Genomic DNA, 23,558 nt, shown 5'->3' on the forward strand with positions numbered 1-23,558 from the left:
TCCCGGTTGTCGGCAGAATGCTGGTTGTATTGATAAACATATATTTATGGCTCCCTCTTTTGAGTTTGTTATCTGAGAGGGCGTCTTCCACTGTAATGCCTTGCTTGGTTCATTGCATCAGTGTAATGCTACACTTTCGTTACCTTCAAAAAGTTCAGTCACTTTATGTGTAATATCATTTTTTGTCAGCATGCTTTTCGCCTGGATGCTTTTTGAGTGCTTCGATAAGATTACTTCGCTCTTCCTCTGTCATCCGTGATATGAGTAATGCAAGTTCAGCTGTGGTCTGATCATCACAAAAAAAATAGTTCAACGGCACGTTTAACTCTGCCGCCATCCGTCGAAGCGTATCAATATCGGGGACATGGCGCCCTTTCTCATAATGATTCATACGACTGCTAGCCGAAGCGGGATCAAACCCAACAAGGAGGCCCAATGAGCGCTGTGATAAACCCGCCCTGCATCTTGCTTCCTTAAGTCTTTCTGGTATCGGATTTTTTTCAGACACTGATTCATCTTCATTGGCCTCGAATGCTTAGATTGTCTAAGTATCTGCCATTGTTGTATACTTAGCAATCCTAAGTTAACTGCCTTGTTTTAGTCATATGAATAGTCGAGTATCCAACCCTGAGTCGTACATATTTTCTGCAATAATCCACATCGGCAAGGATAACTTCACCAGTAATGATGTAGCAAAAATTCTTGTCGAGCGATTCTCACTCCCGAAAACTTATCGAAAGGCAAAAGCTTTTGCTTATAACCAAATTCAATATCTAGTAAAAAAAGGATTATTAAATAAAGTAAGAAAATCAGGCGTGTATCAATATTTATACTCAATCACATCAGAATTCAATATAGCAAAAGAAAATGTGCAATTAATTGAGGTAAGCCAAAAAACCTCCCTTCAACTTTCAAGTGCTACCAGCCATGAACACAGTGATGTAAACATTCAAATAAGATCTCTTATTGAAAAATACAGCAGTGAATTGGAAAAAGTGTCAGGAGCAAAAGAAATTTATGAAGAATTGATAATTGCCGTGCCGAGCAGGGAAAATGAATTCCGGAAACTTTCTCTTGAGCAAGATAAAAGACATATTAAGATAAATGAAAAAATAAACACACTGATTGGAATTGTTAATAAAAATATTGCAATAAGGCAATGAATTTTAAAAAGGGCTTGAAGTTTAATACAGTCATGAAAAAGAGAGGGCAAAGCCGACCCCGCCCTCTCCATTCATGCACTGATAAGCCTCACTAATATGAGTGTTAGCAGCGCGTACCACTATATGCTAGACCTGAAAAATATAATCTCAGTCAGTCCCAGATGCAACCTTTAACACTTCAACGCAACAAATTAAACAACGAGTTCATCCTTACATCTTAAAGGTTGTAAAGTAAAAAAACACCCTGAAGGCTGTTTTTTTTACGCGAAGTGAACTTATTTTAAAATAATCGACATGGTCACCTACTTATGGATAATGTTTTCCCGGTCAGACTTCTTAACCAGTTACGACCACTTTTAATTGGATTTCGTAAATCAAAAGGATTAACTCAAAGAGAATTATCCGCCAGGTTGGGTGTCACTCAGCAGACTTACGCTCGCCTTGAGGCAAACCCTTCAAAAGCAAGTTTTCAGCGTCTATACAACGTGTTTAATATTTTAGGAGTTGAGATTTCGCTTAGTTCTGGACCTATTTCAACTTATACAAAGGCTTCAAATTTGGTTGAAAAGGAGTTTGATTCACCGGCAAGGCGTGAAGAATGGTGATAGAAGCCAGGCTATTTGATAGGGCTGTACGTCAGGCACTGCCCTTAAGGAAGGTGCGATTTGCGAGCAAGGGCGCTTTGCATCGGAGTTAGCGAGCCGTCAATATGGGAGTTAGCGAGCACACAACCAGCCGCGAAGATCCCCGCGTCATAACGACATAGAGGTGTCGTGCATCCATCGTTCCCTGAATCATTCATTCTCACGGTCTCTCACCTCGCTAAGTGCGGGTGTTGTATCTAGGAATAAAAAAGGCCGCCAAACGGCAGCCTTTTGATAATTAATGGTTTCCGGAGCTTCTTTCTCCTTATGAAAGCAATAGATTAAACAATCCTTAAGGAGAGTCATTTGAACAAAAAAATAAATAACTATTCACATAGTTTAAAAATGTTATTATTTACATTAAGTCATGACTTTAGCTTTTGTGGATAAAAGAAAGACAATCGGTCAGAAGATGGAATTATTATTGCGGAGAGGAGTGATGTCGTTCTCCGCGCTTTTTTGTCTCATACGAGCTTGTAATGTTTCGAGGATTGTTTTGCTAAAACACATACTGAGGTTTAGCACCCTTTCTTATCCCTGAGGCCCCTTACAAAACACAAGGGAAAATAAAAAAAGCCTGCTCGGACAAGCAGGCATAAATAGCTAAGTTGGCAATAACTGAGGGAGTGGTGCCGGGTGCCTCCCGGTGGAAATTATCACAGCATTCATTTCCGCGCGCTGGTTGGACACTCTGGAGAAAGGTCCTGCTGAACCGCCCGTCCGCTTAGGGGGATCCACCACAAAAACGCTTTCAGAAACATCAATTCCGCAGGATGCTTAAGAAGCGTATGTGCAGTATTGAGAATCTGCCACGTACTCAGATGAATATATTCATCTAAATGGTACAGGCAGAGGGCCTTCAATCACCTCAGCTTCTCCGTTGTCGCAGATGTCGTCACCCTGTGTCAGATGCCAAATGCCATTAAAAGTAAGTCCCGTCTCAAGGTCTTCAGTAACGCCATTGCTGTAGTAAGCAACCTGAATCCTACCGTCGTGCTGTATCGTCCGTTATGAGCGATCTGCGGACATTACTAATAGCATTCTGTATGAATAACGGGGAACTGGTCAGCATAGCTGTTAGCTCCAGCGACTGCTCCCCTGAACCTGGTAAGGTTGAATTTTCACGGCTATTGTTAAATATCTGCACACCGGAGGACGTATAAATGACTGAAGAAGTATATAAAGATGTTTCAGAGGATCTGTCTGAGTTTGTCGGAACGCATTTTGTTTACACCTATGACAACGGCTGGAAGTATGAGTGGTATGCGCGCAACAGCAATACCTGCGACTACCGTATCCACCAGGGACTTGTCGGCGGGCGCTGGGTCACTAATCAGAAAATGAATGCCGTACAGTTTGCACCCGGGATTTTCAAGGTTGACTGGCACGAGCCTACGGGGACCTGTGTAAGCTTGTTGTTCGATATAAGGAGAAAGGTAATTCACGGCACGATCTTCTTCCCGCAATGGATCGCTGGAGAAGGACAGCATCCTGAGAAAACAATCTGTTACCAGAACGAATTCATTGAAGACATGCATCGCTTTCGTGACGAAGGTCCGGCTTATCCTTATGTGATTATTCCTGAATTTGCAAAAGTAACGTATATGAAAAATGAAGGGCCTGATAACGACGAGGTGATCAATATGCCACCAGGTCAGCTACCTTCTGATTTCTTCGATGATAAATAGCCCGGTGTATTCGGATAAAGGGAGGCCACCTCCCTTTTTTAGTGGGTAAAGTATGCCTCGTGATTTAACTTCACTCCGGTATATTTACAGTTAATCACCGAAATACTACTCACGTACAAACTCGTTTCTGTCATACGCGACCATTCCACTCAGGACAATAAAATAATGGTGATTTTCATTTAACTGCAACAATGCAATGTTCGCAACAAAAATAATTAATTTTTGCTTATTATGCAGTAAACATTCTTCTTCCCTGCCTGGATCCGAAAACCTTCAAAGTCGGATCTTTACTGACTATTCTCAGGAAGTGATGAGGAGCTAGGGCAGGATTAAAAGGCGGTAAGCATCTGAAGGTCCGCTATGAGCGAGGAGCGGATGTTGTGCACCTCTTCCCTGAGGCAAAAGTCTCTTGCGATATACTCAAAAGTAGGCTGATACAAATCACCGTTCTTTTCAATCTTGTATCTTAACGACAACTTTGCCCCTCGCATGTCCTCCAGCAAGATAGTCAAGAGCATGCTTTGATTCTGCAAAGGGGAAAACCTTATCGATCACTGGAAGGACGTGCTCCGCTTCCACGAGCATACTTATTTGAGTGAGTTGTGCGCCATCAGGTCGAACGAACAGAAATGAATAGGTTTGGCTCCTCTTCTTTGCAAGACGTATGATTTTACGGCTCATCAGGCCGAATACAGTACGCAGAAAAATATTTAAATGTCGCTCACGTGCAAAAGCAGCATCTAATGGCCCAATGAGTGAAATAATCTTTCCGCCAGGCTTAAGAATGTGAGTGGACTTTTCTATCGTATCTCCTCTCACAGTGCCCAGAACAATATCGTAGCCACTCAGAACATTTTCAAACTCCTGCTTTTTATAATCAACCACTTCATCTGCGCCAAGACGACTCACCCATTCGACATTGACTGAACTTGTTGTCGTTCCCACTTTTGCGCCAAGGTGCTTCGCCAACTGGATGGCAAAACTACCAATTCCTCCTGAACCAGCCGGGATGAAAACCTTCTGTCCAGACTTCAAACAGGCTCTTTCTGTGAGCGCCTGCCAGGCGGAGAGGCTTACCATCGGGAGTGAAGCTGCCTGCACAAAATCGATATTTGCAGGTTTAATGCCCGCGAGACTTTCAGGAACAACGGCAAATTCAGCAAGAGAGCCTGTACCTCTGTCGAAAATACTCGCGAAGATTTCGTCGCCTGGCTTGAAACTCGTCACCCGGCTTCCTGTTGCAATCACAATCCCGGAGAGGTCGCTACCTAGTGTTGCTGGCAGCTTAAAATGCAAAACTGGTTTGAAAATTCCGGTTGGGATCATGTTGTCAATGGGATTGAGGCCTACAGCGTAAACCTTAACCAGAATTTCGTCAGGACCGATGGAAGGATAATCTATGTTATCAAATCCCAACTCCGGAGATTTACCATAGCGTTTAAACGTAAACGCTTTCATCGTCTTCGTATTCATTTGTTGTTTATCCTGTCGATTTTCCGGGTGCCGATATTGCTGAGTAAAAAAGCGGTTCCCAGTAGCAGCTCGATAAATACTGCAAAAAGAATTTGCCCGTTAACATGTCCTTTGTACCATTCGAACAGGCCAGACACGGCTAACATGAAAGATATCGTGCTAATGCCGGTGGCCAGAGCATATCGGGTTGGAGAAGGCTCAGCATTCCTCGCTAAAACACACATTGCTCCTGTTCCAGCGAAGAATGCAGCAGAACGTCGGCCGAGCACATCGGTACCTGGTGTGCTTTCAATCCCCTATAAGGCGAGGAGCTGTTCCGGGAAAATCATCCATACCGCAGCGAGGATGAAAAACAACACTGATGCCAGGATAGCCAGTCGCGAAAATTTCATTTTTATTCTCTCGCATCAAGCTGAAGACTATTTCTCACTACCTTATCCAGGATTTTTGAGGGCGCGAATTTGAGAAGAAAATTCAGTTTAGCCGCCAGCGTTCCCGCGGTATAACGCACTTTTGGTCGTAAATCCTCAGCAGCTTTAACCACTACGCCCGCCACAACTTGCGGATTTTCCGCTTCGGCCATTGCTTTGCTCACCACTTTCGTCAGCTTAGCCCGGATAAGGTCATACTCTTCAAGCCTGGCATCCGGTTCGATATTATTGGCTTCAAACTCGGTCTTTATGTAAGCAGGTTCAATGACAGAAACCCGGATACCCTGCGTGCGCAGCTCGTGATCAAGTGCTCCTGTGTATCCTTCGACCGCATGCTTACTGGCAGCGTAAAGAGCCACATACGGCAACGGAACGATACCGAGTATCGAACCAATGTTAATGATACGCCCGCTGCCCCGACGGCGCATATGAGGGACAACAGCACGTGTTAACCTAACGATGCCCAGAAAATTGGTGTCGAAAATAAGCCTGGCCTGATCGAGAGAGCTTTCTTCTGCAGCTGCCGGCGCGACCCCGAAACCCGCATTATTTACAAGAAGATCGATCCGCCCCTCCAGGCGCAGCAACTCATCAATGGCTGCCTCAACAGAGGCGTCGTCCGTCACATCCAGCGTCAATAGCGGAAAAGGATGTGTTCCCGCCAGCGCGCCACGCCGACTTGTGCCGTATACCGTAAAACCTGCAGCTAAAAGTTTAGTCGCTGACGCTTTGCCGATACCTGACGAAGCGCCTGTAACCAGCGCTACACGTTTTGTTGTCATACTGAACGAGACCTTTATGATTTGTTTGAGGTTTCTCATAGGGAATGAGAAAACCTGCTATCAGGGCGTTATGCTTTATTTGCCCGTCTGCAAAACACCTAAAAGATTGTTCTGCAGAAGGCAACTCTTTACTTAACGTGTTTTATATCGCTCTGCGGCTTCATCTTGTTTGATGTCTGAAAGCAGAGCCTGACGGGAAGCATCGAGGGTCTCCCAGTGCGCAGTATTCTGTAAAGGCGGGATGGTGACGAGTTCGCGACGATCAAAACCCACCAGGGCTGCATCGACTAACTCACCTACTTCCATCATTTTGGCAAAGTTACTGATGTCGATACCCGCACGATCCCAAATTTCCGTGTACGTCCCGGCAGGCAGTACCGCCTGGATATAAATACCCTTAGATGACAGCTCCAGACTCATTCCCTGAGACAGGAAAAGCACAAAGGCTTTGGTTGCACCGTAAACCGTCATTGCAAATTACGGAGCGAGCCCAACTATGGAACTGATATTGACGATAGAACCTTCGCCCGCTTTTACAAAGCGTGGTGCTACTGCATTTGCGAGTCTCGTCAGTGCCGTGACATTAAGCGCGATTAGGCGTTCTATCGATTCAGGCGTCTGCTCTGTAAAACTCCCGTACTGCGCGATACCTGCGTTATTGATAAGAATACCGATCTGCTCGTCTTCACGCAGACGCGCTTCGATAGTCGCTAAATCGACCGCTTGCGTGAGGTCGGCTGGAAGAACATCGACAGAAATGCCATTTTCCCGACGCAGACGATCGGCCAGTATCTCTAACATCTGAATCAATAAAAGAGACGTTTGCGGCCGGAATTGAGCGGCAACTTGAAGTTTTAGGAACCGAAAATGGCACGCGCGCTGACTTGATAAATACCATCGCGCATCTTGTTGGCGCCCTGGTGTTGTCTCGTGCCTGTCCAGATAATTCCGCTCTTGCTGACGAAATTCTGGATGTTTGTCGCGAGCGTCTTATCAGTCATGACTCTTGTAAGGGATGAATTTTCTGGTAAAAGAATTTTGCTGTGCGGTTCATTTAAATAAATTGCGAATGTCCGCTCCTGGCACAAAGCTGACATCCCAACCTGTATCAGATCATTAAAATTGCCATAAGTTAAGCTAGTAACTCTCTGGTATGACGTATCGCTTGCGCATCAGGCTGGACAACCAAATTTGATGTTCGCTGAAAGCTGGTTGGTCCCAGGCGCAATGCCTATTGTCAGCTTGCAGGTGAAATAATAACAGAAGGCCTATCCAATGCGTGTTATAAGCGAGTATGAAAACCTCCACACTGGTGGTTGAGAGGCATGGCATGAAATTACGAATCACAAGAGCAATCGGCCTCAGCAAGTTCTCGCCACGTTGGGTTAAGGTTATCTGTTTACGGTTAGCAAAAAATGATATTGAGCGCTCCCTCAATGCACTTCTGGCCAACATTGATGAATCTGAGCTCTCTCCAGAGCAAATCAAAGCGTTTAGGGAATGCGTTGACAGGATTAACCTGGCACGGGGTAAGGGGATGCAGGCGTGAGCACTTTTAATTAAGCATTTTTCGATGTTGCTTTGGCAATGATGGCTTTTATCCAAAAAATTTGGCAGGTGAAAAGTAGTCTAAGCGTTTGATAAAAGGTAAGCCCAAACCATATATGCGCGGCGCGTTTGCAGCGCAAGTATCGATGACAGGCCGACACGAACGGAGCTCTCGAAAGCCACATATGAGCCAATGAAGGCTGATGAGAGCTCATAGGGATGAAACATTCCTTATCGCATTTTTTACAAATACGCAGTGGCAAGAAAGATAGACTCTGGCTCGTGACAAGTAGAGTTGTTCATTTGTATAAAGAGACTTCGCCTTCAGGACGCGTTTTGAACCTGCGATGCATCCACAGGTATTGCTCAGGAGCACGGAGAATTTCACGCTCGATGATCTTGTTCATATAAGCCGCTGCGGCGATCTTGTCTTCCCCTGGATAGCCTGACAACGGATTGCTGATATACATGTGATAACCTTTTTTATCGCTACGTCGAATCATGCTAAGTGTGATCAAGTCTGCACCAGCGAGTTTTGACAAAGCATACGTTCCGTTCGTCGTGGCTGCTTTTTTTACCGAGAAAAAAGGTGCAAAAACGCTTCCTTTAGACCCATAATCCTGGTCTGGTGCAAACCAAACGGCCTCACCTGCTTTTAGCGCATGAACAAAACCTGATAAATTACGTCGATTAATCATAGCCTTATTTGAACGCATACGCCCTTTTGTCTGTACCCATTCCATTAATGGATCATTGTGTGGGCGATACGTTGCGATCATAGGATGGCATAACCCCATTACTCTTCCACACAACTCAAGGGACATAAAATGAATCCCGACGACCATTACTCCTCTTGTCGCACCGGTCAGGTTTTCAAGCCCTTCGACATCAAACCATTTTTTGACTCTCGCATCGCTCCAGAACCAGGCCATTCCTGTTTCCATCAGTCCCAGCCCGAGAGAAACAAAGTTTTTATTGACCATCTGGCTCCGGGCAAACGGTGTCATCTCGGGAAAGCACAGTTCGATATTTCTAATCGCAATCCGTTCCCGGCGTTTCAGAAAGGGTCTGGATATTTTTCCAAGGCCAGAGCCCAGAATATGTAAAACCGGGTAAGGAAGTTGAACGAGAAGCCACAGCAGACCCAAACCAGACCAGGTAAGCCAGTGGCGAGGATGAAGTAAATTATGAGTAAAAGTCTGTGCCATAAATTTCCTTAATGCTAATGAAGGTTATAACGCAAAAGGAAAACAATGAGGCAATTCGTCTTTAGCGATACATTTTGTTTTAGATAATTTAATTCATCTAAATTCAGGAAAAAATATTCCCCAATGACTGGTGAATAATTTAAAGAGCCAGGGGTGAATTGTAAGCCAGCAAATTTATTCTGTTATAAATCCATGATTTTATCATTGATACTCAAGGAATTGTCTTCTTGATTCATCATCATCAAGGTACTCAAAAGAAAGAAGCCGAATTTTGGTAAGTTTATAAAACCACTCACAATCGTTTCGTTGAATAATTTCGCCTGGTTTGAAACATATCCCGGATGCCACCCGAATAATCGCATATTTACCATTACTAAACCTGACCCGGTGAATACAGAAAGGTTGGCCAGGCTGTCCGTGACAGCTGTTCGACATGATATGCCCTTCAATAAAAACAGATTTTTTAGATTTCATTATCATACCCTCGACAACAGCAGTACAGGAGGAATGTTGTCATTTTCCGACATCACTGACGTTAAGTGGCAGAAGCTGATCAGCCGCCGATACACCAGCATTCTGAAGGTCTGAACAACAGTCCGCAGGCAGGGCACTCAAGAACCGCATCTTTTCTTAGTTTACCTGCTTTCTGATCGGCTCTGTGTGCACATACCGGGCAGGCAACATGAACCGGTCTTTCTTTAAAATACCTGAGCCCATTTGTATAAGACATAAATAATTCTCTGAGGAATACAGTAATTATTATACGCTTTAATATAAAAATAACTGGCATAAGTTATGTTAAGTTGTGTCTGAATCAGGATATCAGATATTGAAAATTGAACGTCTTATTTATGATACACTACCCTTCCGTGAGAAATTTAAGATGAAATCAGAAGACACCCTTGACTGGTATCCGGCACAACTACCGCCTGTGAAAATTATTCTTGGCGAAGCCGTGCTGGCTGTGGGTAAACAGGGCCGACCGATTAATACCCGCACCTTGCTGGAATACCTTCAGGTCATGCAGGACAAACAAAAAAGGCGGGATGACAAAATCGCCATGCAGACTGCGATTGATGTTCTCAGGGATAATCAGCGCATTAACGGCAGACGTTAATGCACCTCCGGGATCAGTGTCAGTTCTGAATGATCTCAACCGTATGATTTTGTCCATCATCCTTCAGCGGTATTCTGTCATCAGGGAGGAGAACACCATCCAGCGTCACGCAATATTCTGCATCGCCGCGTGAAACACTAATCTGATAATGGCTTTCACCATATTGATATACCATAGAAAAAGACGACCACTCATCCGGTAACCTGGCATGAACACTAAAGTCAGTGCCGGAACGTTTTATCCCCAGTAATTCCTCGGTAAGTAAACGCCAGGCCCAGCCTGCGGAACCGGTATACCAGCTCCACCCTGCACGTCCGGTATGGGGAGCGACGCTGTAGACATCAGCACTCATGACATAAGGCTCAGCTTTATAAATCCCGACAGAGTCCGCATTCAGGGTATGATTTATAGGGTTGAGCATTGACCAGAGTTGCCAGGCTCGTCCGGCATTCCCCATTCGGGCAAAGGCCATCACTGCCCAGATGGCGCCATGCGTATACTGCCCTCCGTTTTCCCGCACGCCTGGCAGGTACCCCTGTATGTAGCCCGGATTTGGACCGTGTCCGTCGAAAGGAGGCGTTAACAGTTTGATCAGCCCTCCTTCGTTATCCACAAGGTGCTTATCCAGCGCCTGCATGGCCTTTGCGCACCGTCCCGGGCTCGCGGCGCCGGACAATACAGACCAGCTCTGCGCAATCGCATCAATTCGGCAGTCCTGTGAGGTTTTCGATCCCAGGGGAGTGCCATCGTCAAAATACCCGCGCCGGTACCATTCCCCATCCCAGGCGTGGGCTTCGAGATTACTTTGCAGGCGCAGAGCCTGTGAACGGCACATCGCGGCGACGCTTTCATCCAACCTGCGCTGCGCCAGCGCTGCAAACCGCTGCAAAATGTCGTACAGGAAGAAGCCCAGCCAGACGCTTTCACCTTTGCCTTCGATACCCACCCGGTTCATCCCGTCATTCCAGTCACCAGCCCCCATCAGCGGCAGGCCATGCTCCCCGAAGCGAAGTCCATAGTGAATAGCTTTGACGCAGTGTAACCAGAGTGTCTCTTCGGTGCCGCTGATGACCGGCGTGTCATAGACAGACTCTTCACCAGACTGAAGCGAGCGTCCCTCCAGATAAGGAATGCGTATTTCCAGTGCATCCATATCCTCCGTCGTTTCAACATAGTGGCAAACAGCAAGCGGCAGCCAAAGATAGTCATCGGAACAGCGGGTACGCACACCGTTGCCGTGTGGCGGGTGCCACCAGTGCTGCACATCCCCCTCGATAAACTGCCGTGATGCACAGAGTATTATCTGTTCACGCATCCGGTCCGGAGCAGCGTGGCTCAGAGCCAGCGTATCCTGCAGCTGATCGCGAAAACCAAATGCACCGCCAGACTGATAGTAGCCACTCCGGGCCATAAGACGGCAGGCGACCGTCTGATACAACAGCCAGCCATTAACCAGTAAATTTACGGACGTGTCGGGGGTGTTAACTACGATTTTATCGAGAACATTGTGCCAGTGATTATGAATCCGGTTCAGCTCCTGGCGGACCGTATCCTCGTTCATGTAGCGGGCCAGCATCTCCTGAGCACAAACATCATTCTCCTCTGCGCCGAGGATAAAAATAAACGTCCTCTGGTCCCCGTCAATTAATGTAACCGCCGATTGCACCGCTCCGCAGGGATCCAGACCGGCCCCCGTCTTACCAGAAAGCTTTTGCAGTTTCATGGCCGAAGGGGCGTGAAGGGAACCATTACGGCCAATAAACTCCCGGCGGTCCCCTGTCAGAGAACAGTCATTACCGCTGACGGCAAAAAATGCAGTTCGGCCGCCACCATTATCACCATAAAAGTTATTCGCAAGTATCCCGCAGCCGCCGGGCGTTCTGGCCACATGTGTCACAATGTGAGGGGCTGAGCGCGTTCGTGTTTCTCCGAGCGTCCACTCTACATAGCCTGTGACGGAAAGTTGACGTGTCCGTCCCGAAGAGTTACTGAGCGTCAGGAGCACCAGTTTAACCGGATCTTCTTCAGCAACCAGGACCGTCAACTCGCTGTCTATACCACTCTCACGATGGGCAAAAACGCTGTAGCCAAAACCATGGCGGGTCAGGTAATCACCGTGTCCGCGAACAGGTAAAGCCGTCGGCGACCAGCACTCCCCGCTCTCTTCATCGCGCAGGTAAAATGCCTCGCCGCTGCGATCGCTCACCGGATCGTTCTCCCACGGCGTCAACCGGTATTCATGGGCATTCTCATACCAGGTATAGGCCTGCCCTGCCTCTGAGATCACACTGCCAAAACGAGAATTTGCCAGTATGTTCGACCAGGGAGCCGGTGTAAGCGCATTTTCCCGAAGGACGATCTGATACTCCCGCCCATCCTGAGAAAATCCACCGTACCCATTGAAATGGCATAACTGACTGGTATCAGGGCTCCAGTCCGTATGTTGATTACGCTCGCGCACAGCACGCGGAATGAATGCCCTTGCCGGCGATTTCAGGGTATGAATACGCTGGTTAAGCTGCTCATTAATACCCCCTGTGCGGTCATCAAGATAAAGACAGGCCACGCTCATCAAAAGCAACTTATCCTCAGCGGAGAGATGCTCACCGTTCCGGACAAAAAGCCCGCCCTTTTTATCCAGCAGACTGGCTTCAGACCCGGCATAAATTAACTCCATAATCTGATTTTGTAATCCCTGCTGGTAGCCGCCGGGGCTGTTATTCAGGATAACTAAATCAACATCCAGCCCTTTCTGTCTCCAGTAACGGTGTGCCTGAATCAGTGTGGTCACTGAGGTGATACTTTCCTCGCTGGTTATACTCAGCAGCACTATCGGCAGATCCCCTGAAATTGCCCAGCCCCACAGTCCGGACTGGCCACGCCGGTTGCGGCCGATCGCCAGGCCTTCGGCGCGCAGCTCCTGGACAGGGTAAAGCACAGCGCTGGCGAGACTATTGAACAACGTGGCATCATCTTCACTGGCGTTCATCTGGCGCAATACCACCAGACTGTGAGACCAGGCCAGTTCAAAGACGCGATCGGCGATAGGGTAATCGCGATATTTCTCCAGCAACGCCAGGCTCTGCTGACGGGTCTCGCTGATGCCATAAATGATATCAATCGTAACCGGCTGCCCCGGCTGCAGAATGATGGCGTTGCGAATTGCCAGTATCGGATCCAGCACCGAGCCCGACGTGTTGCCTAGCATCCCTCCCGTCTCTATTGCCTGTGCATTCGCAGGGTTTCTGCCACGTCCAATAAACCTTGCCCTGTCCGTTTCAAACGACACGTTATGTCGGTTATCGCCGTGCACCACCATCATGTGAAACAGGCAAGGGCGCGGTTCATCCGGTGAGCGCGGGCGCCGGTGGCAAAGAATAGCGTCACGCTCAGGAGCCAGCTCAGTCTGAATAAACAAATTGCTGAATGCCGGGTGTGCCAGATCGCTGGCATCAGGTGCCAGTACCACTTCAGCATAGGTTGTCAGCTCCAGAGAGCGAGGCTTGCGACCACGATGAATCAGTGTGAGCCGTCGCAATTCAACATCATCCTCCGGAGAGATCACCACCTGAGTTTTGACGCTGAGTCCCCCTAAGCTGCGTCTGAATTCTGCCCCCGCATCGGTGAACAACACTTCCTCGTCTTGTCCGCTGGTGTAGCCTGTTGGTTGCCAGGTATTGCTCCACACATCTCCCGTTTGGGTATCGCGGATGTAGCAGAATGCTCCCCAGTTATCACGGGTGGTATCACTGCGCCAGCGCGTTAGTGCAATATCATTCCAGCGACTGTAACCGCCGCCGCCCGCGGTCAACATCAGATGATAATGGCCGTTGGACAGCAGTTGAATATCCGGGGCGGGGGTATCCACGCTATAGAAAATACGGGGTTCATAGCGAACGGGTTTGACCATGCCCTCATGAGATTCAAAATGACGGCGCGGACTGTACAGATCGACCGCATCCGGCACGCGCTCCTGTAACAGCAGACTCGCTGACCGGAATACCGTGTTGGACATAAAGCGTTCAGTCATGGGGGCGTCAAGCAGCACATGAGCCAGCGCCTGAAATGCCATACCCTGGTGATGCGCCATCCAGGACTGTACCACCGCATAGAGCTGACCGGTTGCAAGACGTGAGGGGGTATAGTCCAGCGCTTCATAAAAACCGTATTCTCCGCGTGCACCATTTTTTTGCAGCCTGAACAGGTTCTCACAGGCTCTCTGTGGGGAAACCATCAGCGCCAGCAGCGTGGCGTAAGGAGCGACAACCATATCATCGGCAAGTCCCCTGCGTAGACCGAGCCCCGGTACGCCAAATGCCTGATACTGATAATTATGCTGAACATCAAAAGCATGATAGCCAGACTCTGAAACACCCCATGGTACCCCGCGTTCTTTCCCCCAGTGAATCTGGCGCATAACCGCCGACTGACTCATTTCATCGAGCAGGCTACCGGGCCAGGTGGGCATCACCAGATTCGGCATCAGATATTCAAACATGGATCCGCTCCATGACATCAGGGCAGTTTCATTATCAATCGTGGTAAACAATCGACCCAGCGCGTACCAGCTTTTAAGAGGCAGCTGATTAGTCGCAATGGCAAGAAAACTGGTCAGGCGGATTTCAGACGGCAGGAGATCGTAGTGGCTCTTGTCAGGCATATTGGTGTCACAGTTATAACCGACGCTGAGCAGACTGGTTGCTTCACTGTACAGAAAGGCGAAATCCATCCGGGCATGCTCATCCAGCCGCTGTTCCAGCTCGGTGATAATATTGAGTCGCATTCGGGCCTGCTCCGCCACTGACGCCGGAGGCGTTCCTGTACCGGTTAATGTCGGACGGGCAAGCTCGCTCAGCGTCGGCAGCGTCTGTTCATTCCAGGATGCAGGCAACCAGCCAAGCAACAGAGACCACTCATGGCAAAGCTGAACCAGTTGATGCTCCAGATGTCCAGCCCAGCGCATCTGAAGAGGAGATCCCTGATGACATGCGCTGGTCAGATGGTTGCACTGGGTGCGCATGCTTTTCAGTTCGCTGAAAAGCGCCTGCGGAGAGAGCGACACCGCGTTCAGGCAATGCTTGCGCAGCAGTCTCAGGCTGTCAGGTGGGTTCTTACCCCACTGTTTTTCCAGAATATCCAGCGTATCGTTCAGTCCTGCCAGTATCTGTTGGTTGCTTAAAACAGGCTGATGACGCATGGCGGACAGGCCTGCACGCAGGGTCAATAAATGCCCGGCCATATTGCCGCTGTCGACGCTGGAGATATAGCGTGGACTTAGGGGGACCAGCGTACGGGTGTCATACCAGTTGTAGAGATGGCCCCGGTAGTGCTCCATTTTATCCATCGTGTCGAGCGTGAGCGACACGCGCCGGAGGACCTCTCCGCCAGGCAGGTAGCCAAAGTCCCATGCCGTCAGGTTAGCCATAAGTGAAAGACCAATATTGGTAGGAGAAGTTCGGTGTGCCACCGTCGGTTGTGGTATTTCCTGATAATTATCAGGCGGAAGCCAGTTCTCTTTTGCTGTGGCAAATGTTTCAAAAAAAGCCCAGATTTCACGGCTTGTCTGGCGTAACAGCTGTTTTTGTTCCTGATTAGGCAAAAAAACCTTACGCACGGGCTGGCGACTCAGCCAGCTCATCAGCAGCGGTGCCACACACCATACCAAACCGATCGGTAACGCAATCCCCAGCAGCTGTGGGGCAAATTGTCCGGTCAGTATTGTCAGCGCCACGCCACCGGCAACGTTCAGCCACATCGCCTGATAAAAACGTGCAACAGTGGGTCTGGCCTGACTGCTGTCCTGGCTGTGGCTGACCCACTGGCTGAGGTGACGCCTGCTTATCCCCAGTCGCCATAGCGTCACGGCGATCGCTTTCAGCGAATATCCGGCTTCGTGCGGCAGTATCGCAAAATTAAGGCTGATACCTGACAGACGCTTTAGCGCGCCCGCCCCCACCATTAACAGATGCGGCTTCACGCGGCGACGCAGAGGTTTATGCAGAAGGTCGTGGCTGATGCAGAGGATGGCTGGCAACAGCCATATCAGCAACAGTATGCCCAGCCAGTAAACCGGGTTGGGTACCCAAAGCAGAGCGAAGAACAGCAATATCAGTAAGGAGGGGGCGACCAGACTGCGACGTAGATTATCGAGTAATTTCCAGTAAGAAAGCGCGGTCAGCGGATTCCTGACCCGGGTTCCATCGGCTTTTCTGACGCGTGGTTTTAGCCAGTTAAGCAGTTGCCAGTCACCCCGGATCCAGCGTGAACGTCGTGCAACATCCGACAGATAATTATTAGGGTACTGTTCGTACAGTAACACCTCGCTCAGCAGACCCGAACGTGCATAGCATCCTTCAAGCAGATCGTGGCTGAGTACCAGATTTTCCGGGCAGATGTTGGTAGTGGCCTGCATAAAAATATCAACATCGTAAATCCCTTTGCCCACAAACGAGCCTTCCCCAAAGAGATCCTGATAAATATCCGAAGACATCATTGAATAAGGGTTATTGCCCGGTACGCTGCTGCGCAGGGCTGCGTAACGCCCCTGACCGTTGCGTGGTATCTCCTCCGCAAGACCGGGCTGTAAAATACCGAATCCTTTGACAACCCTCTGGCGTACCGGATCATACTCAGGCGTATTCAGCGGATGCGCCATCGTCGCGACGAGTTTGTGTGCCGTATCGCGCGGGAGCACCGTATCGCTGTCCAGGGTAATGACGTATTTTATGTGACCCGGTAAAAGGTGGGCAGGCATCTCTGCAACGCTGACGAATTGCGTTCCGGGATGGCGCAACCAGCTGTTCAGTAACGCCAGTTTTCCCCGCTTGCGTTCATAGCCCATCCACGCTCCTTCCGAGGGGTTCCATTCAGGCTGGCGATGTAACAGATAAAAACGTGGTCGGCCGGAGGGGTAGCGGCGATTAAGCGCCTGCGTATCGGCGATAGCCTGTCTGAGCAGCGCGTGACTTTCCGGCGAGGGTTCATTTTCAGAATCAGCAAAATCAGTGAGCAGCGCGAACCTGAGATTTTCGTTTTCATTCCCCAACCAGCAGACTTCAAGACTGGTGAGGAGCTGGCTGAAACTTTCGTGGCTGGTCAACATGCAGGGAATGACTAACATGGTGGCACTGTCAGCGGGAATACCGGCTGAAAAATCCATCCCCGGCAAGGGTCGAGGAACGCGAAAACGGGTGGTTGCATCACTGAGCAAATCGCTCATTAACTGAGTTAATGCGATAATCAGAGGTAATATCACCGCGATCAATAGCCAGTCTGCGCCCTGCATGGCGGTTTCGTGCAATATTGCTGCGGTCGCTGCGGTTGTCAGCAACGCCAGGCTTCCAAGCCATGACAGCAGGGTTATTCTGTTGAAACTGTGCCGCAAGCGTATGAGCCTTGAGGCGTCTGCCAGGAGATGAATATCCAGCGCCTGTCGACCTTCGCCCGCAAGATAATAACCAACATGATGTTCCGGTGTATCGGGCGCTTTTTCCTCTGAAAGCGCCAGCACCTTCTCAGCAACCTCAGGCTCGCTGAGACCGCTGTCCCTGGCCAGAACCTCAACTACGTGCCGGTAATGATCCCGGGTATTGAAGTGCATCCGGGGATAGATGCCGGCAGGATCATTGCGTAATGCCTGTTCGACAACGCTTATCGTTTCGGCGAAATCAGCCCAGTCCGTTTCACTCAATAAACGCAGGCCCGCGATGCTGTTACTGACGGACAGCTGGCTGGCGGCAAGCTGCTGATTGAAACTATGTATGAGAACGTCAGTGGTGATCCCCTGTTCCCGAAGGCACTGATCAACCCAGGTCAGAGGTAACGACAGCGCGTTGCCATGCCCCTGCAGGCGCCGCACCAGCTCTGCGACAAACGCACTGGTTAACGGAGGTCGGGAGCGCGCCATATCGGCAACCACCATGATTAAATCACCAGGCGCACTCTCTGCGCATTCGACAATCCTTGTTATCCACGTATCAGCAAGGTTTCTGTCCTGCTGCGCTTTTATCACTTCCATACTGATACGACGAAGATTTTCAATCAGCGCAAGGCGCAGCATTCCCGGTAACGCCCAGACTTCACCCAGCGTCAGCGGCGTCACCTGTTGATAGGCAGTGAGATAGCTGGTCAGGCTGGCGGCATCCCAGCGGCCATCGCCGTGAGCAATGGCCTCTGATGCAATATGATAAATTCGTGGGCAATTCAACGGCGATACAAGCGACGGAAGACCTTTGCCAAAGCTTTTCGGCAGATGCTGGCGGACAGTGCGGATTTGTTCCTCAATCAGATAATAATTGTCCAGCAGCCATTCACCGGCGGGCATGATACTGGTCTTTTTACCCGCGTTAAGCTCATAGCAGTTTTGGGTAATGACGGCCTCATTGTCGCCAAGCCGTTTCAGAAGATAATAAGGATGCCTATCCGGTGATACTTTATGAGTCCGCGCCAGCTTCTGGCCGTAGCGTTCCATCTGGACGGTCGAAAAGAGTTCTGACCGCGGCGAGCTTTCACCGGCAGGATCGTTCGCCGAAAACGTTATGTTTTCGGCAGCATTCATCAGAATACGGGAGCGGTTAAACCACGCTCTGGGGATCATTTTCATAGCATTGCTCTGATGCGACGTTAGCGCGCAGGAGCAGTTGCGAAATCAGTTCAGAAACGTTCTCTCAGGATGGGCGTCAGGCATCAGGGATTTAACAGCTGCCGGAATCTAACATAAGTATAGGACATGAGCTCTGTTCTGCGGTTTTGGTCGAGCTAGCGTCGGGAGATAAACAGAGCCTTACATCCGGGGCAAAGCATGGTCTGGTTGAGCCGGACTTTTGACAACGGTTGTACTGATTTTAAGCCACAAACAGGACAGGCAGCAGTGGCAGTAGACGCACTGCTGAAGAATTTCATTGCGTAATTGATAACAGACATAACCATTAACCTTTCAATGAATGAGCTTCACCGTACCACATGTGGTTAAGTTTTAATCTATCTATTTTGACACACTGAAAATCAGGAAAGATAAATGTTCGCAGCCACAGGCCCCCTGAGACCGTTTATCCGGCAAAACTCTATGCGGCTTCCAGGGATAAGTAATTCTGATTCGCGAGAGTTAACAACTGAAATGTGAAGCAGAAAGTCTTTTCGTCCATCAGATGGGATGATGAGGCCTTTACCACTAAGAATATCAAAGCTTTTGACAATTCCTGTCATTTTATGGGACAAGTCAATTCCTTATTGAAAACACTTAAAGACTATACATTGAAAATGGCATTCAGCCACTTTTATTTTCCCTACAGGACCTCTGGACGGCTAAAAGATAATTTGCTTATATCGATTCCCTGTGCCTTAATGAATCCCATCAGTTCGATGTACTAATGAAAGTTAGAAATTTTCCGGGCAGTTCTCATTACCAGGCGCTATCGTTGATATCCCCTCTTTTGAGTCCATATGTTTAATCTTATACGTTTACTATCAATACAATCATGTATAACGGAGTCAGTATGACCTCTAGAATTATGGGCCTGGTTAAATGGTTTAACGAAGACAAAGGTTTTGGCTTCATCTCTCCTCTTGATGGCAGCAAAGATATCTTTGTCCATTTATCTGCAATTAATGGCGACAACATTAAAACTTTATTTGAAGGTCAGAAAGTTGAATTCGCCATTCACCGCGGAGACAAGGGGCCTGCTGCTGCAAACGTAACACTTTGCGATAAATAAATCATTGTGGGTCTACGATAACGATGAAGGATTATTCCTGAGTAGACAGATCCATAACTTAAATCAGATAAAAGTCGTTTATTCATAATATCTGATCAGCATATTTTTCAAAATAATGAGTATGCTAACCGATGTGATGAAGTGCAGTACTACTGCATAAAAAGTCTAAAAGCACAAACTAACCACATCTTAAATAAGAAGTGCGTAATGGCTTTGACCTTAATGGCATCTGCCAGTTAATATCCACGAGAGAACAGGGTAATAGAAAATGATTAAAGTCCTTGTTTTCTTTAATGCTGAATCCTGTAAAGTCATGACCGTTCTGGAAGGTATATCCTCTATCAGGCAGGAATATCCAAACGGTGAAGAAAAACATCTTCGGATTATGTCTGCAGGTTTTCCTTCCTTAACTGGCGATCATGGTATTGTTTACGTGGCTACTGACAGGGAGTTAACGTCACAGGAGATACTTGATGCGGCCAGGAAATATTTATAGCATTTTTGTCATGCTCTCTGCTCCACGTTTAATTGCATGCTTACCCTATTTATCAGAATCGAACAAAAAATGAGTTGAAAACATTTATGGCCTGCTAACAGCAGGCTTTTTTTTTACATTACACTTTTTAGAAACACCTCTATAAAGAGAGAGAGATTCGCTACCTTCTGACAAAATGCAGGTGACTCTCCCCTGCGTGCCATCTTGCCATTTGTGAAAAACCTTGCTAAGTGGCGGCGCTGTGTCTCCTCATTTTAAATCTCATCAGGTGTGACTGAAGCAATAAGTTATGAGGGTATAGAAAGACTCTCCGGATGACTCCTGGCATCATAGTTTTAAGTACCTTCAAAAATGCATGGACATTTCGTAGGAGTTGTAATTTAGTTCTTGCACATTATTCTTAATTTTGTCTTGCGATAAGAGATTTATATAAGTAGTCTAAACCTCGTTAATAACAATATGTACCAATCGCATTAAAATGCTCAGTAAGAAAAATCGGGTTGATGAGCAACCGTCGACATTGGTATTTGCTGAACAACGAAAAAACTTTAAAAGGTCTCTTTATGTCAGATGCTCTAACACAGTTAAACAATATCCGTACCTTACGTTCTCAGACTCGTGAAATGTCATTAGATGTACTGGAAGATGTTCTGGAAAAGTTTAAAATTATTCTTATAGAACGACGAGAAGAAGAGACATTACGTCTTGCAAATGAAAGTCAGCGCCGCGATAAACTGGAAACACTTCGTCAGATGATGCTTGATGAGGGTATCGACCCCTCCGAACTTTTAGCTGCTATTGGCTCTCCGGGTAAGGCTAAAAGGACGCGCTCCCCCCGCCCCGCGAAGTATCGGTATACTAACGAAACTGGAGAGTCAAAAACATGGTCAGGTCAGGGGCGAATGCCGAAGCGGATCTCAAATCTGATTGCTGAAGGTGGGGAATTAAAAGATTTTGAAATCAGCTAAAAAGAGCCGGGTAAAACCCGGCTCTTTTTTGTAAAGGCCGCAAGTTGCCTTAGAGAATAGTCGAGAAACATTTAGTTCCGTCGATGTAGCCGAGGCGCTGTTTAAAATCACAGTGCTGCTTAAGGGACAAACCGGTTATCTTGCAGATCGTTACAGCGAGTGAAAAGAGAGCCATCAGGAGCTTTCATTCCGTGTCAATCAGGACAAAATAACGTATGTTCTTCGTGAATCCATACTGCATGAGCTTAACAACGTCTGCCATTGGCACTAAGTGGACGTAGAGCAAGTTCGCTTGGTCCGAGACGAAGTACGGTGAATCGAAATTCATCAAAACAGTCGCAATGCTGCTATTTAGGATTGGTTCATGAAGTAAATTTTTTGGCAAAATGGACAAGGCAGATAAATATCATACAAAAACAATGCATTATAAAATATGCTCTCTATGAACAACATTTGTGATCAACATAAGTTAATAACCTCCATAGGTCTTTTACTTCATGGTTCACTGGTGCGGCCACGGAAATCAGCATGTTGTGAATTTTGAGATACCTCCCTTTTATTGCATTAGGTCTGTCGTACATTTACTTCACCTCATGCTGATTGTTGGGTGTTTCTATGTACTCGCTTACCCAGATTGTAAGTTCAAACGTCCGAAGTTACTGGATTCTGATGGATGTAACAATCTGTTTGCCAGCACTTTATCCGCTTAGGTATCTAGTTGACCATCTGGAGTATTGATCTTACCCACCAATAGTTGCCCTACGTAATGCCAGAAAGTCGCGGCTTTATCGCGGGCCAGTGGGTGCATAAAATTTACGGAAGCACCGCCTGCTACGCAGTCAATCAGTACATCGGCTAATACTTCGGTAGCGTCTGTAAACTCGCAGGCTTTAAGGGAACGCATATGATACTCGGGCACACCAGCTCCTTGAGCGCATCGGTGTGGCCGCAGCCGTCCGGGAACTCAGCCTGTATGAATCGCAGTTCTACAACTGGCGCAGTAAACGCAGCAACAGATAACATCGTCAGAGCGCGAGAGCGAGAGCGAGAGCGAACTCGCGGCTGAAAATGCCCGACTCAAACGCCAGCTGGCAGAGCGGGACGAGGAGCTGGCCATCCTCCAAAAGGCCGCGACATACTTCGCGAAGCGCCTGAAATGAAGTATGTCTTTATTAAACAACACCAGGCTGAGTTCAGCATAAAAGCCATGTGTCGGGTGCTCCAGAACCTCGCTTAGGGCCGTGTCCACATTACATGGGTAGGATCACTGTTCTTCTTTATATTTTTCAGCTTCCTGCGTGGCTGAATGAAATGCCGATATTAATTCCTTTTCCGCTCTGGAAATTGTATCGCTACCATGTTTTTTAATCGCGGCATTCAAAGCATCTCTTACATGAGGTTCACGCATAACTGTTTCATCATCTATTGAGAGAGACTTTGCACCAGTTGTTAAATTTCCCAACGACATGCAGAGGTGAGTTTGGAAAGAACCGCTAATGGTAAACCCCATCCTTTTATAAATATCAGCTTTTGATGGTGAGCATGTTAAGGCGACCCCAGAAAAAATAGATTTCATTTTATCTATCATGGCTCTCATTAATCCCTTATTACGATGAACTTCATCAACAACTATAGATATGATTGAGGCCTCGTTTATAGGTTTTAGATTAATGGGGTTAAGCAATACTGAAATAAATGAAAATCCTACTATTTCTTTTGTTCCTTCGTGTTCAACAACGATAAGTTTCTTATGATATGATCCAATCTCACTCATAAGATGCATAACTCTAATAACTTCTTTAGTTACTAGATATTCAAATAAAGGGCTCTTATCATCAAAAATAAACATACTCAAATCTTTTGCATTGTCCCTTGTCAATTCAACTATTTTGAAGTATTGAGGGCTATTTTGAATAATTGGGAAGTCAACTTCTTTGATGGTATATGACATAATGAATCCTTTATATATTACATTGTAGTTCCTATCCGACGAAATAAAATACAGTTATAAGCTTCATAGACAACCGCATGGCTCATGCGGTACAGGTCGTAATATGATCAGTGGATACTGCATCAGAAACTCACTTCGTTCGGGTTCAACCCAGAGACTGTAAAAAATCTCTCATGGGAAATATATTTTACCAAAAACCATCAGTTTTTCAAGAGGGTAACTAGATAGCCACTAAATTTATACGTGTTTGGATATGCGATTGAAAATGGATTATGAACTGAAAAAGAGCAAAACTTCAGAAAGTGCTCATAAGAACCAGATTCTCTGTTAGTTCATGATGTTAGCTGAGAGTTAATTTCTGTTTATATTAAAAAAA

General features: G+C 47.4%; 19 protein-coding genes and 4 pseudogenes. 11 read left to right on the forward strand and 12 right to left on the reverse strand.

All coding sequences use genetic code 11. The features are described 5' to 3' along the window. Positions 1–175: 175 nt before the first annotated feature. Positions 176–508 (reverse strand): helix-turn-helix domain-containing protein, encoded by a 333-nt coding sequence (locus tag PYW49_RS03055; RefSeq protein WP_103798348.1) that lies wholly within the window; start codon positions 506–508, stop codon positions 176–178. Positions 509–605: 97 nt separating this feature from the next. Between PYW49_RS03055 and PYW49_RS03060 the strand changes: the two genes are divergently transcribed. From PYW49_RS03060 to PYW49_RS03070, 3 genes are all read left to right on the forward strand, one after another. Beyond that, positions 606–1,163 (forward strand): hypothetical protein, encoded by a 558-nt coding sequence (locus tag PYW49_RS03060; protein ID WP_320385625.1) that lies wholly within the window; start codon positions 606–608, stop codon positions 1,161–1,163. Between the two features lie 308 nt (positions 1,164–1,471). Beyond that, positions 1,472–1,768 carry a helix-turn-helix domain-containing protein gene (locus PYW49_RS03065; RefSeq protein ID WP_153688341.1) on the forward strand — a complete coding sequence of 99 codons (297 nt, stop codon included), beginning with the start codon at positions 1,472–1,474 and terminating at the stop codon, positions 1,766–1,768. 1,202 nt (positions 1,769–2,970) lie between these two features. Beyond that, a complete protein-coding gene (locus PYW49_RS03070; protein WP_100121962.1) occupies positions 2,971–3,495 on the forward strand; it encodes a phenolic acid decarboxylase in 525 nt (174 codons plus the stop codon). 453 nt (positions 3,496–3,948) lie between these two features. On the opposite strand, the gene PYW49_RS03075 is transcribed toward PYW49_RS03070, so the two are convergent. The 4 genes and pseudogenes from PYW49_RS03075 to PYW49_RS03090 all read right to left on the reverse strand — a co-directional run. Next, on the reverse strand, positions 3,949–4,968 hold the full coding sequence (locus PYW49_RS03075; RefSeq protein WP_320385626.1) for an NADP-dependent oxidoreductase: 1,020 nt from the start codon (positions 4,966–4,968) through the stop codon (positions 3,949–3,951). Further along, positions 4,965–5,237, reverse strand: a complete 273-nt coding sequence (locus tag PYW49_RS03080) for a hypothetical protein (RefSeq protein WP_320385627.1) — start codon at positions 5,235–5,237, stop codon at positions 4,965–4,967. Before PYW49_RS03080 ends, PYW49_RS03075 begins: the two co-directional genes overlap by 4 nt. 125 nt (positions 5,238–5,362) lie before the next feature. Further along, positions 5,363–6,181, reverse strand: coding sequence for an oxidoreductase (locus PYW49_RS03085; RefSeq protein ID WP_320385628.1), 819 nt, complete (start codon positions 6,179–6,181; stop codon positions 5,363–5,365). Positions 6,182–6,313: 132 nt separating this feature from the next. Further along, positions 6,314–6,979, reverse strand: a pseudogene (locus PYW49_RS03090) (SDR family NAD(P)-dependent oxidoreductase); the annotation flags it as partial. A gap of 2 nt (positions 6,980–6,981) precedes the next feature. Between PYW49_RS03090 and PYW49_RS03095 the strand changes: the two are divergent. Both PYW49_RS03095 and PYW49_RS03100 read left to right on the forward strand, forming a co-directional pair. Then, positions 6,982–7,200: pseudogene (locus PYW49_RS03095) on the forward strand (TetR/AcrR family transcriptional regulator); the annotation flags it as partial. Between the two features lie 311 nt (positions 7,201–7,511). Then, the gene (locus tag PYW49_RS03100; protein ID WP_047400308.1) at positions 7,512–7,730 is read left to right on the forward strand and encodes a hypothetical protein; all 219 of its coding nucleotides are present in this window, start codon (positions 7,512–7,514) and stop codon (positions 7,728–7,730) included. A 298-nt stretch (positions 7,731–8,028) separates the two neighbouring features. Here the strand turns inward: PYW49_RS03100 and lpxP are convergent, their stop codons facing one another. The 3 genes from lpxP to PYW49_RS23360 form a co-directional block, all read right to left on the reverse strand. Beyond that, entirely contained in the window at positions 8,029–8,937 is a 909-nt protein-coding gene (gene lpxP, locus PYW49_RS03105) for a kdo(2)-lipid IV(A) palmitoleoyltransferase (protein WP_064672534.1), read from the reverse strand. A gap of 201 nt (positions 8,938–9,138) precedes the next feature. Continuing rightward, positions 9,139–9,411 (reverse strand): hypothetical protein, encoded by a 273-nt coding sequence (locus tag PYW49_RS03110; RefSeq protein ID WP_016247220.1) that lies wholly within the window; start codon positions 9,409–9,411, stop codon positions 9,139–9,141. A 79-nt stretch (positions 9,412–9,490) separates the two neighbouring features. Next, on the reverse strand, positions 9,491–9,727 hold the full coding sequence (locus PYW49_RS23360) for a YnfU family zinc-binding protein (RefSeq protein WP_350308983.1): 237 nt from the start codon (positions 9,725–9,727) through the stop codon (positions 9,491–9,493). A 93-nt stretch (positions 9,728–9,820) separates the two neighbouring features. Here PYW49_RS23360 and PYW49_RS03115 point away from each other — a divergent pair, with 93 nt between their 5' ends. Next, positions 9,821–10,054, forward strand: coding sequence for a hypothetical protein (locus PYW49_RS03115; RefSeq protein WP_004132711.1), 234 nt, complete (start codon positions 9,821–9,823; stop codon positions 10,052–10,054). 19 nt (positions 10,055–10,073) lie between these two features. Here PYW49_RS03115 and PYW49_RS03120 read toward each other — a convergent pair whose 3' ends face one another. From PYW49_RS03120 to cspF, 3 genes are all read right to left on the reverse strand, one after another. Then, complete coding sequence (locus PYW49_RS03120) at positions 10,074–18,656, reverse strand: GH36-type glycosyl hydrolase domain-containing protein (RefSeq protein ID WP_320385629.1); 8,583 nt, start codon at positions 18,654–18,656, stop codon at positions 10,074–10,076. Positions 18,657–18,811: 155 nt separating this feature from the next. Next, entirely contained in the window at positions 18,812–18,982 is a 171-nt protein-coding gene (locus PYW49_RS03125; protein ID WP_320385630.1) for a YnfU family zinc-binding protein, read from the reverse strand. A 75-nt stretch (positions 18,983–19,057) separates the two neighbouring features. Continuing rightward, on the reverse strand, positions 19,058–19,270 hold the full coding sequence (cspF, locus tag PYW49_RS03130) for a cold shock-like protein CspF (protein ID WP_074399126.1): 213 nt from the start codon (positions 19,268–19,270) through the stop codon (positions 19,058–19,060). Between the two features lie 278 nt (positions 19,271–19,548). On the opposite strand from cspF, the gene PYW49_RS03135 reads away from it, so the two are divergent. The 5 genes and pseudogenes from PYW49_RS03135 to PYW49_RS03155 all read left to right on the forward strand — a co-directional run. Further along, on the forward strand, positions 19,549–19,767 hold the full coding sequence (locus PYW49_RS03135) for a cold shock domain-containing protein (RefSeq protein WP_064672537.1): 219 nt from the start codon (positions 19,549–19,551) through the stop codon (positions 19,765–19,767). A 268-nt stretch (positions 19,768–20,035) separates the two neighbouring features. Next, entirely contained in the window at positions 20,036–20,263 is a 228-nt protein-coding gene (locus tag PYW49_RS03140; RefSeq protein ID WP_064672538.1) for a hypothetical protein, read from the forward strand. A 563-nt stretch (positions 20,264–20,826) separates the two neighbouring features. Further along, positions 20,827–21,231, forward strand: coding sequence for an H-NS family histone-like protein (locus tag PYW49_RS03145; RefSeq protein ID WP_023303013.1), 405 nt, complete (start codon positions 20,827–20,829; stop codon positions 21,229–21,231). Between the two features lie 52 nt (positions 21,232–21,283). Beyond that, positions 21,284–21,394: pseudogene (locus PYW49_RS03150) on the forward strand (arsenical resistance protein ArsH); the annotation flags it as partial. Positions 21,395–22,152: 758 nt separating this feature from the next. After that, positions 22,153–22,456, forward strand: a pseudogene (locus tag PYW49_RS03155) (transposase); the annotation flags it as partial. A gap of 39 nt (positions 22,457–22,495) precedes the next feature. Here the strand turns inward: PYW49_RS03155 and PYW49_RS03160 are convergent. Further along, complete coding sequence (locus tag PYW49_RS03160; protein ID WP_320385631.1) at positions 22,496–23,182, reverse strand: GNAT family N-acetyltransferase; 687 nt, start codon at positions 23,180–23,182, stop codon at positions 22,496–22,498. Positions 23,183–23,558: the final 376 nt, after the last annotated feature.

It is taken from the genome of Enterobacter chinensis, assembly GCF_034008295.1.
Taxonomy (GTDB): Bacteria; Pseudomonadota; Gammaproteobacteria; order Enterobacterales; family Enterobacteriaceae; genus Enterobacter; species Enterobacter chinensis.